The following is a 16,648-nucleotide window of genomic DNA, read 5'->3' on the forward strand; positions in this document are numbered from 1 at the left end:
GCCACAGTGTCAACCCCCTGTCTGAGAGCGACCTGAGAGGCGCGCCGGAACCGGTGCGCCCGGCACCGCGCTAGCGGCGGTCGAGGTCGATCAGGCCGAGGCGGGCGGCCTTGAGCAACCGGCGCGGCACCTTGTGCTGCTGACCGGCGACGTTGACGCCCACGAGTTCCGTGCGCTTGGCCTTCCACTGCGCACGCCGGCTACGGGTGTTCGCGCGCGACATCCTGCGCTTGGGCACAGCCATGGTCGAGATCTCCTCTTGAGGGGGTAAGTCTGGCGCCGCGCGCACGGGTAGGCGCCGGCAAGTGTCCTTCAGGATAGCCAACGACCTGCGTAGCCTCCAAAACAGCGGAATTCGATGGCCCGAACCTTGACGCGGTACCGCTGGTCATCGTTAACCTACCGGTTGGTTGGCAGCGGCCGCGACGAAGGGAGCCCGCGTGACCTCTGCACGTGGTCCGGTCCGGATCGGCAACTGTTCGGGGTTCTACGGTGACCGGCTTTCGGCCATGCGCGAAATGCTCACCGGCGGTGATCTCGACTACCTGACCGGCGATTATCTCGCCGAGCTGACGATGCTGATCCTGGCCCGCGACCGCGCCAAGTCCGCCGACCGCGGCTACGCCAAGACATTCCTGAACCAGCTCGAAGAATGCCTCGGCCTGGCGCTCGACCGGGGTGTGCGCATCGTCACCAACGCCGGCGGGCTCAACCCCGCCGGGCTCGCCGATGCGGTACGAACGCTCGCGGACCGGTTGGGGTTGACGGTCGACGTGGCACACGTCGAGGGTGACGATCTGGTCGGGCGCTCGGAGGAGTTCGGGTTCGATTCGGTTCTGGCGGCCAACGCCTATCTCGGCGGGTGGGGCATCGTCGAGTGCCTCAACTCCGGCGCCAACGTGGTGGTGACCGGCCGCGTGACCGACGCATCCGTGACCGTCGGGCCGGCCGCCGCGCACCACGGCTGGAGTCGCACCGAATACGACCGGATCGCCGGTGCGGTCGCGGCCGGCCACGTCATCGAATGCGGCGCCCAGGCGACCGGCGGCAACTACGCGTTCTTCGCCCGCGACTTCCCCGATCTGAGCGCCCTGCTCCGGCCGGGGTTTCCGCTCGCCGAGATCCACTCGGACGGTTCCTCGGTCATCACCAAACACCCGGGCACCGGCGGCGCGGTCACCGTCGACACCGTCACGGCGCAACTGCTGTACGAGATAGGCGGGGCGCGCTACGCCAATCCCGATACGACGCTGCGTGTCGACAGCATCGAGCTCTCCGATGACGGGCCGGACCGTGTGCGGATCTCCGGCGTGCGCGGGGAGCCGCCGCCGCCCGCGCTGAAGGTTTCACTCAACAGCATCGGCGGATTCCGCAACGAGATGACGCTCGTCCTGACGGGCCTCGACATCGAGGCCAAGGCGGAGTTGGTGCGGCGCCAGCTCGAGGCGGACCTGACCGTCAAACCGGCCCAGTTCGAGTGGACCCTGGCGCGCACCGACCACCTCGACGCCGACACAGAAGAGACCGCGAGCGCACTGTTGCGCTGCGTGGTCCGTGACCCCGATCCCGCCAACGTGGGCCGCCAATTCTCTTCCGCCGCGGTCGAACTCGCGTTGGCGAGCTATCCCGGCTTCCACGCCACCAGCCCGCCCGGTCAAGGGCAGGTTTACGGTGTGTTCAAACCGGCCTTCGTCCCGGCCGCGGAGGTGCCCCACGTCGCCGTGCACGCCGACGGTTCTCGAGTCGAGATACCGCCCGCGGGTGACACTCTGGAACTGGCACCCGTGCCGCCGGTGACGCTCCCCGAGCCGCTTGCGTTCGGAGAGACCAAACGCGCACCGCTGGGCCTCATCGCCGGCGCCCGCAGCGGGGACAAGGGCGGCAGCGCGAACATCGGCGTATGGGTGCGGACGGACCGGCAGTGGCGTTGGCTCTCACACATGCTGACCATCGACAAGCTGCGCGAACTCCTGCCCGAGACAGCGGATCTGCCCGTCTCGCGCCACCTGCTGCCCAATCTCCGCGCGGTCAACTTCGTCATCGAAGACATCCTCGGCGAGGGCGTCGCCTACCAGGCACGGTTCGATCCGCAGGCGAAGGGGCTCGGCGAATGGCTGCGCAGCAGGCTCGTCAAAATTCCAGAGGAGTTGCTGCCGTGAGCATGTGGCACACCTCCGAGCGCGACCAACTCCGCAAGTCCGTGCGGACATTCGCCGAACGCGAGGTGCTCCCCCACGTCGACGAGTGGGAACGCGAGGGCGAGCTGCCCCGCGAGTTGCACCTCAAGGCCGGCAAGGCCGGGCTGTTGGGCGCGGGTTTCCCCGAGGCGGTCGGCGGGGGCGGCGGCGACGGGGTCGACGCGGTGGTGATCTGCGAGGAGATGCACTACGCCGGCTCGCCCGGCGGCGTGTTCGCCTCGCTGTTCACCTCGGGTATCGCGGTGCCGCACATGATCGCTTCGGGCGACGAATGGTTGATCGACACCTATGTGCGCCCCACCCTGCGCGGTGAGAAGATCGGAAGCCTCGCGATCACCGAACCGGGTGGCGGCTCGGATGTCGGGCACCTGACGACGGAGGCAGTCAGAGATGGGGACGACTACGTCATCACCGGCGCCAAGACCTACATCACGTCCGGGGTCCGCGCCGACTATGTGGTGACCGCGGTACGTACCGGTGGGCCCGGCGCGGCGGGAATCTCGTTGATCGTGGTGGACAAGGGAACACCGGGTTTTGCCGTCACCCGCAAGCTCGACAAGATGGGCTGGCGCTCATCGGACACCGCCGAACTGTCCTACACCGACGTTCGGGTCCCCGCCGCCAACCTCGTGGGCATTGAGAATTCCGGCTTCCTGCAGATCGCGGCGGCGTTCGTCTCCGAACGCGTCGGGCTCGCCGCGCAGGCCTACGCCGGCGCGCAGCGCTGCCTCGACCTGACCGTCGAATGGTGTCGCAACCGCGAAACCTTTGGCCGACCGCTGATCTCGCGACAGCAGGTACAGAACACGCTGGCCGAGATGGCGCGCCGGATCGACGTGGCACGGGTGTACACCCACCACGTGGTCGAACGGCAGATTCACGGTGAGACCAACCTGATCACCGAGGTGTGCTTCGCCAAGAACACCGCCGTCGAGGCCGGCGAATGGGTGGCCAACCAGGCCGTCCAGCTGTTCGGCGGCATGGGCTACATGACCGAGTCCGAGGTCGAACGTCAGTACCGTGATATGCGCATCCTCGGAATCGGCGGAGGCACAACCGAAATCCTCACCTCCCTGGCCGCCAAGACGTTGGGATTCCAGTCGTGACCGCTCTTCGCTCCACACTCGACGCCGCTTCGCCCACGTTCGCTGAGGCGGCAGCGGCGATGACCACCAAGATCGCCGAACTCGACGCCGAGCACGCCAAAGCGCTCGCAGGTGGCGGCGAGAAGTACGTGCAACGACACCACGACCGTGGCAAGCTGACCGCTCGCGAGCGCATCGAGCTGCTGATCGACCCGGACTCACCGTTTCTGGAGTTGAGCCCGCTCGCAGCGTGGGGCAGTGACTTCACCGTCGGCGCCAGCGTGGTCACCGGCATCGGTGCGGTCGAGGGCGTCGAATGCCTGGTCGTCGCCAACGATCCCACCGTCAAAGGGGGCACGAGCAACCCCTGGACGCTGAAGAAGATCCTGCGTGCCAACCAGATCGCGCTGCAGAACCGGCTTCCCCTGATTTCCCTGGTGGAGTCGGGTGGGGCGGACCTGCCGACGCAGAAGGAGATCTTCATCCCCGGCGGACAGATGTTCCGCGACCTGACCAGGCTGTCGGCGGCGGGAATCCCGACCGTCGCGCTGGTGTTCGGCAACTCGACCGCCGGCGGCGCCTACATCCCCGGTATGTCCGACCACGTCGTGATGATCAAGGAGCGGTCCAAGGTGTTCTTGGCCGGGCCGCCTCTGGTGAAGATGGCCACCGGCGAGGAAGCCGACGACGAGTCGCTCGGCGGAGCCGAAATGCACGCCCGCACATCGGGTCTGGCCGACTACTTCGCGCTCGACGAAGCCGACGCCATCCGCATCGGACGCCGCATCGTCGCCCGGTTGAACTGGCACAAACAAGGCCCGAAGCCCGCACCGGTCGTCGAACCGCTCTACGACGCCGACGAACTGGTCGGCATCGTGCCAGCGGATCTGCGCATCCCGTTCGACCCGCGTGACGTGGTCGCCCGCGTCGTCGACGGATCGGAGTTCGACGAGTTCAAGCCGATGTACGGCTCGTCGCTGGTCACGGGATGGGCGAGGCTCTACGGCTACCCGATCGGCATCCTGGCCAACGCGCGCGGCGTCCTGTTCAGCGAGGAGTCGCAGAAGGCCACCCAGTTCATCCAGCTGGCGAACCGCTCGAACACCCCGCTGTTGTTCCTGCACAACACGACCGGATACATGGTCGGCCGCAAGTACGAGGAAGGCGGCATGATCAAACACGGCTCGATGATGATCAACGCGGTCTCGAACTCGACCGTGCCCCACATCTCGCTGCTGATCGGAGCCTCGTACGGCGCCGGTCACTACGGGATGTGCGGCCGCGCGTACGATCCGCGGTTCCTGTTCGCCTGGCCCAGCGCGAAATCCGCGGTGATGGGCGGAACTCAGCTGGCCGGAGTGCTGTCGATAGTCAGCCGGGCCGCCGCCGAGGCCCGCAGTCAGACCGTCGACGAGGACGCCGACGCCGCGCTGCGGGCCGCCGTGGAAGCGCAGATCGACGCCGAATCGCTTCCGATGTTCCTGTCGGGCAGGCTCTACGACGACGGGGTGATCGATCCCCGCGATACCCGCACCGTCATCGGCATGTGCCTGTCCGCCATCGCCAGCGGCCCGATCGAGGGGACGTCGAACTTCGGCGTCTTCCGGATGTGAGCGTGATGATCACTCGAGTTCTGGTCGCCAACCGCGGTGAGATCGCCCGTCGCGTGTTCGACACCTGCAGAAGACTCGGCATCGGAACGGTCGCCGTCTACACCGACCCCGACGAACACTCCCCGCATGTCGGCGAGGCCGATGCGCGGGTGCGCCTGGACGGTCGCACCGGATACCTCGACGCCGATCAATTGATCGCCGCGGCTCGAGCTGCGGGCGCTGACGCCGTTCACCCGGGATACGGATTCCTCTCGGAGAACGCCGATTTCGCACGCGCGGTAGGCGAGGCGGGTCTGACGTGGATCGGGCCGCCTCCTGCGGCGGTCGCCGCGATGGGCAGCAAGATCGAGGCGAAGAAGATGATGGCCGCCGCGGGCGTCCCCGTACTCGACGAGCTGGACCCCGACGGCGTGACCGCCGACCAGCTGCCCGTGCTGATCAAGGCGTCGGCGGGCGGCGGTGGGCGCGGGATGCGCGTGGTGCGCGAGCTCTCTGAGTTGCCGGGCCAGGTCGAGGCCGCGCGCCGGGAGGCGGCGTCCGCGTTCGGCGACCCGACGGTGTTCTGCGAGCGCTACCTGGCCAGCGGGCACCATGTCGAGGTTCAGGTGCTCGCCGACGAACACGGCACGGTCTGGGCCGTCGGCGAACGGGAGTGCTCGATCCAGCGACGCCACCAGAAGATCATCGAGGAGGCGCCCTCGCCGCTCGTTGAGCGCACACCGGGTATGCGCGCCAAGCTCTTCGATGCCGCGCGGCTGGCCGCGACCGCGATCGGCTACACCGGGGCCGGGACCGTCGAGTTCATGGCGGACGCTTCCGGCGACTTCTACTTCCTCGAGATGAACACCCGGTTGCAGGTCGAACATCCCGTCACCGAGGAGACCACGGGCCTGGATCTGGTTGAGCTGCAACTGCTTGTGGCCGACGGGGGCAGGCTCGATGCCGAGCCGCCGCCCTCACGGGGCCACGCCATCGAGGCCCGTCTCTACGCCGAGGACCCGGCGAAGGGCTGGCAGCCGCAGGCAGGCACCGTGCACCGGTTCGAGGTCCCCGCCAACGTGCGGGCGGATTCCGGGGTTGTCGACGGTTCGGTGGTGTCCATCTTCTACGACCCGATGCTGGCCAAGGTGATCTCGGTGGCGCCCAACCGGCGTCAAGCGGCTGCCGTCCTCGCCGATGCGCTGTCGCGCAGCCGCATTCACGGAGTACGTACCAACCGCGACTTGCTGGTCAACGTGCTGCGGCACTCGGCGTTCCTCGACGGTGCCACCGACACCGCGTTCTTCGACACCCATGGACTGGGGGCGTTGTCCGCACCGCTCACCGACGACCGCACGGTGACGCTGTCGGCGGTGGCCGCCGCCCTGGCCGATGCGGCGCAGAACCGCGGCGGGGCCACGGCATTCGCGGCTGCCCCCAGTGGTTGGCGCAACCTGGCGTCGGGCCATCAGATCAAGCGGTACACGGACGACGCGGGGACCGAACACGATATCCGTTACCGGTTCACCCGCGCGGGGCTCGAGTTGCCTGACCACGACGACGTGTCACTCGTCTCGGCGACACCGATGCGGGTCGTACTGACCGTGGCCGGGGTGGACCGGCCGTTCGAGGTGGCACGTTACGGCCAGGACGTGTTCGTCGACTCACCCTCGGGCCCTGTCCATCTCACTGCGAGACCACGGTTCGGGGATCCTGACGACGACGTCGCACACGGTTCGCTGTTGGCGCCGATGCCCGGGTCGGTGCTGCGCGTCGGAGCCACGATCGGTGACGCCGTCACCGCCGGTCAACCGCTGGTGTGGCTGGAAGCCATGAAGATGGAGCACACCGTCACAGCACCCAGCGATGGTGTGCTCGCCGAACTCAACGTCGAACCCGGCCAACAAGTCGATGTCGGCTTCGTCATCGCCCGAGTCGTCGCCCGATCCGAAGGAGAACAGTGAGCAGTTTCGTCGAGACCGAAGAACAGCAGGCGTTACGCAAGTCGGTCGCCGCGATGGCCGCCAACTTCGGCCAGGACTACTATCTGGAAAAGGCACGCGCCGACGAGCACACCGACGAGTTGTGGTCGGAGGCAGGCAAACTCGGATTCATCGGCGTGAACCTGCCCGAGGAGTACGGTGGCGGCGGCGCAGGCATGTATGAACTGTCCATCGTGATGGAGGAGATGTCGGCGGCCGGATGCCCGCTGTTGCTGATGGTGGTTTCTCCCGCGATCAACGGCACCATCGTCGCCAAGTTCGGCACCGACGACCAGAAGAGGCGCTGGCTTCCGGGTATCGCCGACGGTTCCGTCACGATGGCGTTCGCGATCACCGAACCCGACGCCGGTTCCAACAGCCACCGCATCACCACCACCGCGCGTCGTGACGGCGGCGACTGGATCCTGTCCGGACAGAAGGTGTACATCTCCGGTGTCGATCAGGCCCAGGCCGTGCTCGTCGTCGGCCGCACCGAAGATCACAAGACCGGCAACCTCAAACCGGCGCTGTTCATCGTGCCGACCGACACAAAAGGGTTGAGCGCGACCAAGATCGAGATGGAACTGGTCAGCCCGGAGAACCAGTTCCAGCTCTTCCTCGACGAGGTCAGGCTGCCCGCTGATGCCCTCGTCGGTTCCGAGGACGCCGCGATCGCGCAGCTGTTCGCCGGTTTGAATCCCGAGCGCATCATGGGCGCCGCGAGCGCGGTCGGCATGGGCCGGTTCGCGATCAACAAGGCGGTCGACTACGTCAAGACCCGTCAGGTCTGGAAGATGCCGATCGGCGCCCACCAGGGATTGTCACATCCGTTGGCGCAGAACCACATCGAGATCGAACTGGCGAAGCTGATGATGCAGAAGGCCGCGTCGCTCTACGACGCAGGAGACGACGTCGGTGCCGCCGAGGCGGCGAACATGGCAAAGTACGCCGCGGGCGAGGCGTCGGTGCGCGCGGTCGATCAGGCGGTGCAGTCGATGGGCGGCAACGGGCTGACGAAGGAGTACGGAATCGCCGCCGCGGTGACGGCGTCGAAGCTCGCCCGCATCGCGCCCGTCAGCCGGGAGATGATCCTCAACTTCGTCGCCCAGACCTCCCTCGGGCTGCCCCGTTCCTACTGATGAGCGCACTGGTGAGATACGCCGTCGACGGGCCGGTGGCCCGGCTGACGCTCGACTCCCCCGCCAATCGCAACGCCTTGTCGACCGCGCTGGTCGAACAACTGCACCAGGGCTTCACCGACGCGGTCGCCGACCCCGGCGTGCGGGTCGTCGTGCTCGGTCACACCGGCGGAACATTCTGCGCGGGAGCCGATCTCAGTGAAGCGGCGGGGCGCGACCCGAGTGACCTTGCCGTCGACCGCGCCCGCGAGATGACCCGGCTGCTGCGGCGCATCCTCGAGCTGCCGGTCCCCGTCGTCGGCGCGATCGACGGGCACGTCCGGGCCGGGGGGCTCGGGCTGGTCGGCGCATGCGACATCGTGGTGGCCGGCCGCCAAAGCACGTTCGCGTTGACCGAGGCCCGCATCGGCGTCGCCCCGTCGATCATCTCGCTGACCCTGCTTCCCAGGATGACCAGCCGCGCGGCGAGTCGCTACTTCGTCACCGGCGAGAAGTTCCAGGCCGCGGAGGCGGCGGAGATGGGCCTGATCACGATCGCCTCCGATGACGTCGACGCCGCCGTCGCCGAGCTGACCGCCGCGATCGGCAAGGCGTCGCCGCAGGGGTTGGCGACCTCGAAGGCGTTGGTCACAGCGCCCATCGTGGAATCCTTCGATCGGCATGCCGAAGAGCTCACCGCGCAGAGCGCCGAATTGTTCGTCTCGGAGGAGGCCCGCGAAGGCATGCTCGCTTTTTTGGAGAAGCGCCAGCCGAGATGGGCCCGCTGATGTCACGTACGGTTCTGGTCACCGGGGCGACGGGCACACTGGGCCACCGCGTCGTACCGGAGGCGATCGACGCCGGCCACGATGTCCGGGCGCTGAGCCGCAAGAGCCATGTCGGGTACACCGGCGTGCACTGGGCCCAGGCCGACCTGCTGACAGGCGCCGGCCTGGACGCGGCGGTCGACGGCATCGAGGTCGTGATCAACTGCGCGACGCAACCCATCGGCGACAAGGACGTCACCGCGATGCGCAATCTCGTCGCATCGGCCCGCCGGGCCGGCGTCGCCCACATCGTGCACGTGTCGATCGTCGGCATCGACCGCATCCCGCTGCCGTACTACCGCACGAAGCTGCGCGCCGAACAGGTCCTCGAGGCGTCCGCTGTCGGTCACACGGTCCTGCGGGCGACACAGTTCCACGACCTGATCCGCACGATCTTCGCACTGCAGCGGTACTCCCCCGTGACGTGGGCGTTTCGCGGGGTCCGGTCTCAGCCGATCGACACCGCCGACGTCGCGACGCGGCTGGTGGAGCTGGTCGACACCGAACCCGCGGGGCGGGCGCCGGATGTCGGCGGGCCGGCGGTGCACACCCACGCGGAGTTGGCGCGCATGTATCTCGAAGCCACCGCAAGCCGACGCCGGGTCGTGGAAGCGCCCGTGCCGGGACGAATCGGGAAGGAGCTGCGGTCGGGCGCCAACCTGGTTCCGCAGAACCGGGTGGGCACGGTCGGGTTCGCCGAATTCCTGGCGGCCGGAAATTAAGTTTGCCCATCTAGATTCTTCGCCCCAGCGAGTCAGGGCACAGTTTGGCCTACTTGCTTGCATGTGCCACGGTTCGTCGTACGCTCGTATCCGATGAGCAATCCAGCGTCGCGGAGCGGTTCGATGCGTGCTGCTGACACCGATCGAATTCAGGTGGCACAGCTGCTCACTGATGCCGCCGCCCAGGGCCGACTTCAACTCAACGAGTATGAGGACCGTCTCACCAGGGCATATGCCGCGCAGACGTATGACGAGCTGGACCGTTTGTCGGCTGACCTGCCCGGCGCGATCACCCGGGGCCGCAGCGGCGGCCCGTGCCGGCCGGCGCCGTCGACGATGCTGCTCGCGATCATGAGCGGCTTCGAGCGCCGCGGCCGCTGGAACGTGCCCAGGCGGATGACCACGTTCGCACTCTTCGGCGGCGGAGTGGTCGACTTGCGGTACGCCGATTTCACCTCACCGGAGGTGGAGATCCACTCGTACTCGATCTTCGGCGGCCAGACGATCCTGGTGCCGCCGGAGGTCAACGTCGACCTGCGCGGCGTCGGCGTCATGGGCACCTTCGACCGGTCCGTTGAGGGTGAGGGCTCGCCCGGCGCGCCGTGCGTGTGCATCCGCGGCTTCTCGCTGTGGGGACGCGTCGCTGTCAAGCGCAAGAAGCGCAAGGCCGCCTGATCCGCACCGGTGCTCAGCGACGTCGCCGCGACCGCAGATAGTCGCCGACGACCGCGGCACCAAGCCCATCGAGGTCGGGCACCACCACGCGGCCCTCCACCCGCCGCGCCACCTGGTCGATGAACCGCGCCAGCCCCGGATCGTTGCCCAGCCGGAAGATCGTCACCTGTGCGCCGAGTGCGGCGACCTCGTCAAAGCCCTTGACCGTGTGGGCGATCGTCCGTGGATGCGGCGGGTAATCAAAAAACACTGCCGGCCCGCCCTCGTCGCGGGGGTGATGCTCGAGGTGTGCGGTCGGCTCCCCATCGGTGACGACGAGCACCACGGGCTGGGCGTTGGGGTGACGACGCAGATGCCGCCCGGCCAGGGCGAGCGCATGGTGCAGGTTGGTGCCCTGCTCGTACACGCCTTCCAGGCCGGTGAGTTCGGCGGCCGTCACGGTTCGGGCATAACGTCCGAACGCGATGATCTGCAACGCGTCCGACCGGAACCGCGTACTGACGAGGTGGTTGAGCGCCAGGGCGGTGCGCTTCATCGGCAGCCACCGGTTCTCCATCACCATGGAGAACGAGGTGTCGACCAGCAGCGCCACCGCCGCCTGGGTGCGGGTCTCGGTCTCGGAGACCTCGACGTCCTCGACCGTGATGCGAATCGGCCGCTCGGCCACGCCCGTCCCGGCCTGGCGCAGCACCGCGTTGGTCAGGGTGCGCGTCACGTTCCACGGCTCGGTGTCGCCGAACGCCCACGGCCGGGTCGCGCCGGTCAGCTCACCGGCCGCGCCCGCCCTGCGGGTGTCACGCTCACCGTGCCTACCCGAAAGCTGTTGCGCCACATCGCGCAGCGCCGCCTGCCCGAGCTGGCGCATCGCCTTGGGCGACAGCCGCCACTGGCCGTCGGACCCGCGGTCCAGGAACCCCTGGTCCATCAGCGCCCGCTCCAGCTCGGCCAGTGTGCGCGCGTCGACCGCGGCGTCCTCGCCCAGCTGGCGGGCCAGCATGTCGAGGTCGACGTCCTCCATCGTGGCGCCGGCATAACTCTGCGACAGCGCCTCGGCCAACTGCTCGAGTTCGGCGATGTCGGCCATCGCCTGAGCGCCCTCACCCATGCCGAGCGGGTTGTCCCCGGAGAAGTTCTCCGAACCGCTCCAGTCCTCGCCGGGCCGGGCAGACTGCAGGTGGGAGTCCAGGCGGTTCAACGCATTCATCAGCGACGGCGAGCCGAATGCCTGTTGCGCCAACGCATCCAGTTCGGCGCGCTGCTCGGCGCTCAGGCTGTTGCGGAAGCGTTGGGCGGCCGCGGCGCGCTGGGCCAGCGAATCCAGCAGTTCGTCGACGTTGCGCGGGTTCTCCGGGAAGAACTCGCCGTGCTTCTTCATGAAGTTGTCGAAGTCCTCTTGGGAGTCCTCGCCCCTGGCGTGCTTGTCCAGTAGGTCGTTGAGGTCGTCGAGCATCTCGTTGACCCGCTGGCGGTCTTCGTCGGTGGCGTTCTCCAGCGCCTGCTTCATGCCCGCGAATCGCTGATCGAGCATCTCGCGGCCGAGCAGATCCTTGATCTGCTCGTACTTTTCGCGTCCCTCGGGGCTTCGCCAGTCGTAGTCCGACAACTCCTGGACGGCCTTGGCCGGCGACGGCGGCAGCGACTCGATGCGCATCTCGTTGAACCGCGCGTCGTCGTCCAGGGCACGCGCCAGCTCCTTGCGCTCGGCGAGGACAGCCTCGTCGAGGAGCTTCTTGATCTCCGCCAGCGTGCCGTCGAGATTGTTGCGAGCCAACAACTCCCGGCGACGACGGTTGGCTTCGGCCGCGAGTTTGTCCGCGCCGCGCATGTTCTTGGTGCCCCGCCGCAGCATCTCCGACAGCGCCCGTCGCGGCGAACTGCCCTCCATCACGTCCTGACCGATCTGCTCGAGCGCCTCGCGCAGGTCGATCGGGGGCGCCAGCGGATCGGGCCCGCCGGTGTACCGCGAATACCGCGATGTCCGTTTAGCCATGCCTGCACACTCCAAATCGCCTCGCGTGTGAATCTGACGACGTTTTCCGGCGATTTCCGTCGTCAGATTCACATTCGGTGCCGCGCCACCTCGGCGAGACGTGTTCAGCCATAGGTCGTTTCGCCCTCGTCCGACACCTTGTCTATCCGCTTGGCCAGATACAGCGCCTCCAGGGCCAGCTCCACCGCGGCGGCCCGCTGCCCGTCGGTCTTCGCGTCGAGCCGCTTCTGGATCTCGGCGATCGCGGGCACCTCGGGCACCGCGGCCAGCACGTCGCGCGCCGAGACCCGCTCGCCGGTGGTGACCGCCGAACCGTTCTCGATCGCGACCACCAGCGGTCCTACGTCGATGCCGCCGAGCAGCCGCTGCGCGGTGTCCGCGGTGGCGCGCCGCAGCAGGTGCTCGAGCACCGCCTGCTCGCGCCCCTCCTCGCCGGACTCGAACTCCAGCTTGCCGCGCAGCACGTCGACGACCGAGCCCAGATCGACCACTCGTGCCACCGACTCCTGCTCACCGAGCACCGCCGACCGGTGCCGCGCGGCCGCGGCGACGGTTTCGGCCGCGGCGATCGCGAAGCGCGCCGAGACCCCCGAGCGTTGGTCGATCGACCGCGACTCGCGCAGGTACCGCGCGAACCGCGCCAGCACCTGGATCAGGTACTCGGGCACCTCGGCGGCCAGGTGCGCCTCCTGGGTGATGACGCCGACCTCCGCGTCGAGCTCGAGTGGGTAGTGCGTGCGGATCTCGGCGCCGAACCGGTCCTTGAGCGGGGTTATGATCCGGCCGCGGTTGGTGTAGTCCTCCGGGTTGGCGCTGGCGACCACGAGCACATCCAACGGCAGCCGCAGCGTGTACCCGCGGACCTGGATGTCGCGCTCCTCCATCACATTGAGCATCGACACCTGAATGCGCTCGGCGAGGTCGGGCAGCTCGTTGATCGCGACGATGCCCCGGTGCGCCCTGGGAATCAGCCCGTAGGCGATGGTCTCCGGGTCACCGAGGCTGCGACCCTCGGCCACCTTGATCGGGTCGATGTCGCCGACGAGGTCGGCCACGCTGGTGTCGGGGGTGGCCAGCTTCTCGGTGTAGCGCTCGCTGCGGTGCCGCCACGCGATCGGCAGGTCGTCGCCCGAGTCCGCGGCGCGGCGGATGGACTCGGGGGTGATCGGGACGTACGGGTGCTCGCCCAACTCCGAACCGGCGATCACCGGGGTCCACTCGTCGAGCAGACCCGTCAGCGCGCGCAGCAGTCGCGTCTTGCCCTGACCGCGTTCGCCGAGCAGCACCACGTCGTGGCCGGCGATCAGTGCCCGCTCGAGTTGCGGGATGACGGTGTCCTCGAAGCCGAGGATGCCGGGCCACGCGTCACGGCCCTCCGCCAGCGCGGCCAGCAGGTTGTCCCGGATTTCTTGTTTGACGCCCCGCTCGCGATGGCCCGAGGCCCTCAGCTCGCCGACGGTGCGGGGTAGATCATGGGGTTGAGTCACCACTCCAAGCTACGACTTGTCTCGCCCGCGCGCGGGTTCCCCATGCCTCGCCGCGTCCACTCAGCCCTCCGAAGGAGGCAGAAGTTGGAACCCGTCGAGGATCGCCTCGCTGTCGCGCTGATATGTCGGGTCCTCGGGGACCAGGGTCTGGACGGTCACGCTGACCGCGAAAGTCCGGCCCTCGGTACGCATCACCGCGCCGAGCGCGACGGCCGGGTGCGGCGCGACGTTCCCCATCGCCGGCATCTGGTAGTCGAACGTCCTGGCGGGCACCCCACACAGCGCGCGCTCGCTCTCACGCACGTCCGTGGCGCCGATGCCCGATTCGAGCGCGTCGCGCATGTTGGCGAATATCAGGCCGGCATCCTGCACGCCCGGCGCGCTCTCGAGCGTCACCACGACGTTCGGCGTGAACCCCTGCGCCGTCAGATCGCCGTTGCGCATGGCGAATCGGATCAGCTCCGAATCCATCATCGTGGTCCGCTCCCATCCCGGCGGCGTCGGGATCCTCATCACGGGCTCGTTGTCGTTCTTGGCCGGGATGGTCGTCAAAGGGTCGTCGACGACCTCGCACTGCGACGAGTCGAGCCCGCCGGAATCGTCCGCCGCCGACAGATCGTCACCCGCGACGGCGCGCGCGTCGTCGACGATCCGCGTACAGGAGACCAGCGCAACCGTCGCCAGCAGCAGGGCGATGGCGGCACGCGACGCAGTGACCATTCTCTGCAACATAATCACCTCCCGCCGTGCGCGGCGGAGATCAACCGGACATCAGTGCGCGAAGTGACGCGCACCGGTGAGGTAGAGCGAGATACCCGCTCTGGCAGCGGCTTCTGTCACCTGCTCGTCGCGAACGGAACCGCCCGGGTGGACGATCGCCTTCACACCGCCTTCGGTCAGGACCTCCAGTCCGTCGGGGAACGGGAAGAACGCATCGGAGGCGGCGACCGCGCCGCGCACCCGGTCGCCGGCCCGCTGCACCGCGAGCCGGGCCGCGTCGACGCGGTTCACCTGGCCCATACCGACACCGACGGTGGCGCCGTCCGCGGCGACGACGATCGCGTTCGACTTGACCGCCCGGCACACCCGCCATGCGAACTTCAGGTCCGCCAGCGTCGCCGGATCGGCGGGCTCGCCGGTGGCCAGCGTCCAATTGAGCGGGTCGTCGCCGCCGGCGGTGAACTCGTCGCGCTGCTGTACCAGCAGGCCGCCGCTGACCTGGCGGAACTCGGTACCCCCCGGCTGCGGTTCGGACGCCACCAGCACGCGGATGTTCTTCTTCCGGGTGAGCACCTCCACCGCGCCGGCCTCATAGGCGGGCGCGATGATCACCTCGGTGAAGATGTCGGCGACGGTTTCGGCCATCTCGACCGACACCGCGGTGTTGGCCGCGATCACTCCGCCGAACGCCGACAGCGGATCGCATTCGTGGGCCTTGCGGTGCGCATCGGCCACCGACCGCGACGAGATCGCGATACCGCACGGGTTGGCGTGCTTGATGATCGCCACACAGATCTCGGGGTGGTCGAAGGCGGCCCGCCAGGCCGCGTCGGCGTCTGTGTAGTTGTTGTAGGACATCTCCTTGCCGTGCAGCTGCTCGGCCTGCGCCAGGCCGGGCCACCCGGCGTCGTCGCGGTAGAGCGCGGCCTGCTGGTGGGGGTTCTCGCCGTAGCGCAAGACGGCGCTGCGCCGCCACGTGCCACCCACCCACGCGGGCAGCTTCTGAGCCGGCTCCTCCGGCGCGAGGGCGGCACCCATCCAGGAGGCAACGGCGACGTCGTATTCGGCCGTGTGCCGAAATGCCAGAGACGCCAGGATCTTTCGCTCGGCCAGGGTGAACCCGCCGGACCGCACCGCGGCGAGCACACCGTCGTAGCCCAGCGGGTCGACCACCACCGCGACGCTGGGGTGGTTCTTGGCGGCGGCCCGGACCATCGACGGACCGCCGATGTCGATCTGCTCGACGCATTCGTCGATGCTCGCGCCGGAGGCGACGGTCTCGGCGAAGGGGTACAGGTTGACCACGACGAGTTCGAAGGCCTCGACACCGAGTTCGCTCAGCGCCGAGACGTGTTCGGGCTTGCGCTGATCGGCGAGCAGTCCGGCGTGCACACGCGGGTGCAGGGTTTTGACTCGACCGTCGAGCACCTCGGGAAAGCCGGTGACCTCCTCCACGGGTGTCACCGGAACACCGGCGGCGGCAATGGTTTTCGCGGTCGATCCGGTGGAGACGATGCTGACCCCGGCCTCGTGCAGCCCGCGCGCCAGCTCGGCGAGGCCGGTCTTGTCGTAGACGCTGATCAACGCCCGCGTAATCGGCCGCTTGCCCTCGGTCATCCCAATGTCGCCTTTCGTCCCGTCCAGGTCACACCGCGGACAGCCACCGCGGCCAGTACTTCGGCCAGAAGCCGTCGTTCGACGACTTTGATCCGCTCGTGCAGCGTCGCCTCGTCGTCGTCCTCGAGGATGGGCACCGCCTCCTGGGCCAACACCGGCCCCGTGTCGGTTCCCGCATCGACCAGATGAACGCTGCACCCGGTCACCTTCACGCCGTACGCAAGCGCATCGGCGACCGCATGCGCGCCCGGAAAGGCGGGCAGCAGCGCCGGATGCGTGTTGATGATGTGGCCCATGAAACGCGAAAGAAAGTGCGGCCCAAGGATTTTCATGAAGCCAGCCGAGACGATCAGGTCGGGCTCGTAAGCGGCAGTGGCTTCGGTGATCGCGGCGTCCCACGCAGCCCGGTCCGGGTAGTCGCGCAGGCGCACGGTGAAGGACGGAACCGACGCGGCCGCGGCGATGTCGACGGCGGCGCAGTCGCGGTCCACACCGACGGCGACGATCGATGCGGGATAGTCGCCCGCGGTGGCGTCCAGCAGCGACTGCAGCAGCGACCCGGTCCCCGACGCCAGCACAACGACCCGTGCAGGAACCTTCGGCGGTACGCGGAGGGGTTGCTGCACGCCTGGCAG

The 16,648-nt window shown here is 68.3% G+C and carries 14 protein-coding genes; 8 read left to right on the forward strand and 6 right to left on the reverse strand.

Annotated elements, in window-relative coordinates; all coding sequences use genetic code 11:
• Positions 1 to 70: 70 nt before the first annotated feature.
• Positions 71 to 244, reverse strand: coding sequence for a 50S ribosomal protein L32 (rpmF, locus tag AU198_RS21550; RefSeq protein WP_064350598.1), 174 nt, complete (start codon positions 242 to 244; stop codon positions 71 to 73).
• Between the two features lie 196 nt (positions 245 to 440).
• Between rpmF and AU198_RS21555 the strand changes: the two genes are divergently transcribed.
• From AU198_RS21555 to AU198_RS21590, 8 genes are all read left to right on the forward strand, one after another.
• Positions 441 to 2,159 (forward strand): acyclic terpene utilization AtuA family protein, encoded by a 1,719-nt coding sequence (locus AU198_RS21555; protein ID WP_082691148.1) that lies wholly within the window; start codon positions 441 to 443, stop codon positions 2,157 to 2,159.
• A gap of 2 nt (positions 2,160 to 2,161) precedes the next feature.
• Positions 2,162 to 3,304: an acyl-CoA dehydrogenase family protein gene (locus tag AU198_RS21560; protein ID WP_502689316.1), complete on the forward strand. Its 1,143-nt coding sequence runs from the start codon at positions 2,162 to 2,164 to the stop codon at positions 3,302 to 3,304.
• On the forward strand, positions 3,301 to 4,896 hold the full coding sequence (locus tag AU198_RS21565) for an acyl-CoA carboxylase subunit beta (protein WP_064350600.1): 1,596 nt from the start codon (positions 3,301 to 3,303) through the stop codon (positions 4,894 to 4,896). The genes AU198_RS21560 and AU198_RS21565 overlap by 4 nt, the downstream gene beginning before the upstream one ends.
• Before the next feature lie 5 nt (positions 4,897 to 4,901).
• On the forward strand, positions 4,902 to 6,839 hold the full coding sequence (locus AU198_RS21570) for an acetyl/propionyl/methylcrotonyl-CoA carboxylase subunit alpha (RefSeq protein WP_064350722.1): 1,938 nt from the start codon (positions 4,902 to 4,904) through the stop codon (positions 6,837 to 6,839).
• On the forward strand, positions 6,821 to 7,996 hold the full coding sequence (locus AU198_RS21575; RefSeq protein WP_197416193.1) for an acyl-CoA dehydrogenase family protein: 1,176 nt from the start codon (positions 6,821 to 6,823) through the stop codon (positions 7,994 to 7,996). The genes AU198_RS21570 and AU198_RS21575 overlap by 19 nt, the downstream gene beginning before the upstream one ends.
• On the forward strand, positions 7,996 to 8,763 hold the full coding sequence (locus AU198_RS21580) for an enoyl-CoA hydratase family protein (RefSeq protein ID WP_064350602.1): 768 nt from the start codon (positions 7,996 to 7,998) through the stop codon (positions 8,761 to 8,763). The genes AU198_RS21575 and AU198_RS21580 overlap by 1 nt, the downstream gene beginning before the upstream one ends.
• Positions 8,763 to 9,524, forward strand: a complete 762-nt coding sequence (locus tag AU198_RS21585) for an SDR family oxidoreductase (protein ID WP_064350723.1) — start codon at positions 8,763 to 8,765, stop codon at positions 9,522 to 9,524. The genes AU198_RS21580 and AU198_RS21585 overlap by 1 nt, the downstream gene beginning before the upstream one ends.
• Positions 9,525 to 9,617: 93 nt before the next feature.
• Positions 9,618 to 10,199 carry a DUF1707 SHOCT-like domain-containing protein gene (locus AU198_RS21590; RefSeq protein ID WP_064350603.1) on the forward strand — a complete coding sequence of 194 codons (582 nt, stop codon included), beginning with the start codon at positions 9,618 to 9,620 and terminating at the stop codon, positions 10,197 to 10,199.
• Between the two features lie 13 nt (positions 10,200 to 10,212).
• On the opposite strand, the gene AU198_RS21595 is transcribed toward AU198_RS21590, so the two are convergent.
• The 5 genes from AU198_RS21595 to purN form a co-directional block, all read right to left on the reverse strand.
• Positions 10,213 to 12,189, reverse strand: coding sequence for a VWA domain-containing protein (locus AU198_RS21595; protein WP_064350604.1), 1,977 nt, complete (start codon positions 12,187 to 12,189; stop codon positions 10,213 to 10,215).
• 104 nt (positions 12,190 to 12,293) lie between these two features.
• The gene (locus AU198_RS21600) at positions 12,294 to 13,676 is read right to left on the reverse strand and encodes a sigma 54-interacting transcriptional regulator (protein ID WP_064350724.1); all 1,383 of its coding nucleotides are present in this window, start codon (positions 13,674 to 13,676) and stop codon (positions 12,294 to 12,296) included.
• A gap of 60 nt (positions 13,677 to 13,736) precedes the next feature.
• Positions 13,737 to 14,396, reverse strand: a complete 660-nt coding sequence (locus AU198_RS21605) for a hypothetical protein (RefSeq protein ID WP_064350725.1) — start codon at positions 14,394 to 14,396, stop codon at positions 13,737 to 13,739.
• A 51-nt stretch (positions 14,397 to 14,447) separates the two neighbouring features.
• Positions 14,448 to 16,013, reverse strand: a complete 1,566-nt coding sequence (gene purH / locus AU198_RS21610; protein WP_064350605.1) for a bifunctional phosphoribosylaminoimidazolecarboxamide formyltransferase/IMP cyclohydrolase — start codon at positions 16,011 to 16,013, stop codon at positions 14,448 to 14,450.
• Positions 16,010 to 16,639: a phosphoribosylglycinamide formyltransferase gene (purN, locus tag AU198_RS21615; protein ID WP_064350606.1), complete on the reverse strand. Its 630-nt coding sequence runs from the start codon at positions 16,637 to 16,639 to the stop codon at positions 16,010 to 16,012. Before purN ends, purH begins: the two co-directional genes overlap by 4 nt.
• Positions 16,640 to 16,648 lie beyond the last annotated feature (9 nt).

It is taken from the genome of Mycobacterium sp. GA-1199 (assembly GCF_001500045.1).
In the GTDB taxonomy this organism is placed as follows: Bacteria; Actinomycetota; Actinomycetes; order Mycobacteriales; family Mycobacteriaceae; genus Mycobacterium.

Bases quoted from the DNA above. Each gene is read 5' to 3' on its own strand.
- rpmF (WP_064350598.1), bottom strand. From the start codon at position 244: ATGGCTGTGCCCAAGCGCAGGATGTCGCGCGCGAACACCCGTAGCCGG.
- AU198_RS21560 (WP_502689316.1), top strand. From the start codon at position 2,162: ATGTGGCACACCTCCGAGCGCGACCAACTCCGCAAGTCCGTGCGGACA.
- AU198_RS21570 (WP_064350722.1), top strand. From the start codon at position 4,902: ATGATCACTCGAGTTCTGGTCGCCAACCGCGGTGAGATCGCCCGTCGC.
- AU198_RS21580 (WP_064350602.1), top strand. From the start codon at position 7,996: ATGAGCGCACTGGTGAGATACGCCGTCGACGGGCCGGTGGCCCGGCTG.
- AU198_RS21585 (WP_064350723.1), top strand. From the start codon at position 8,763: ATGTCACGTACGGTTCTGGTCACCGGGGCGACGGGCACACTGGGCCAC.
- AU198_RS21590 (WP_064350603.1), top strand. From the start codon at position 9,618: ATGAGCAATCCAGCGTCGCGGAGCGGTTCGATGCGTGCTGCTGACACC.
- AU198_RS21595 (WP_064350604.1), bottom strand. From the start codon at position 12,189: ATGGCTAAACGGACATCGCGGTATTCGCGGTACACCGGCGGGCCCGAT.
- AU198_RS21605 (WP_064350725.1), bottom strand. From the start codon at position 14,396: ATGGTCACTGCGTCGCGTGCCGCCATCGCCCTGCTGCTGGCGACGGTT.
- purH (WP_064350605.1), bottom strand. From the start codon at position 16,013: ATGACCGAGGGCAAGCGGCCGATTACGCGGGCGTTGATCAGCGTCTAC.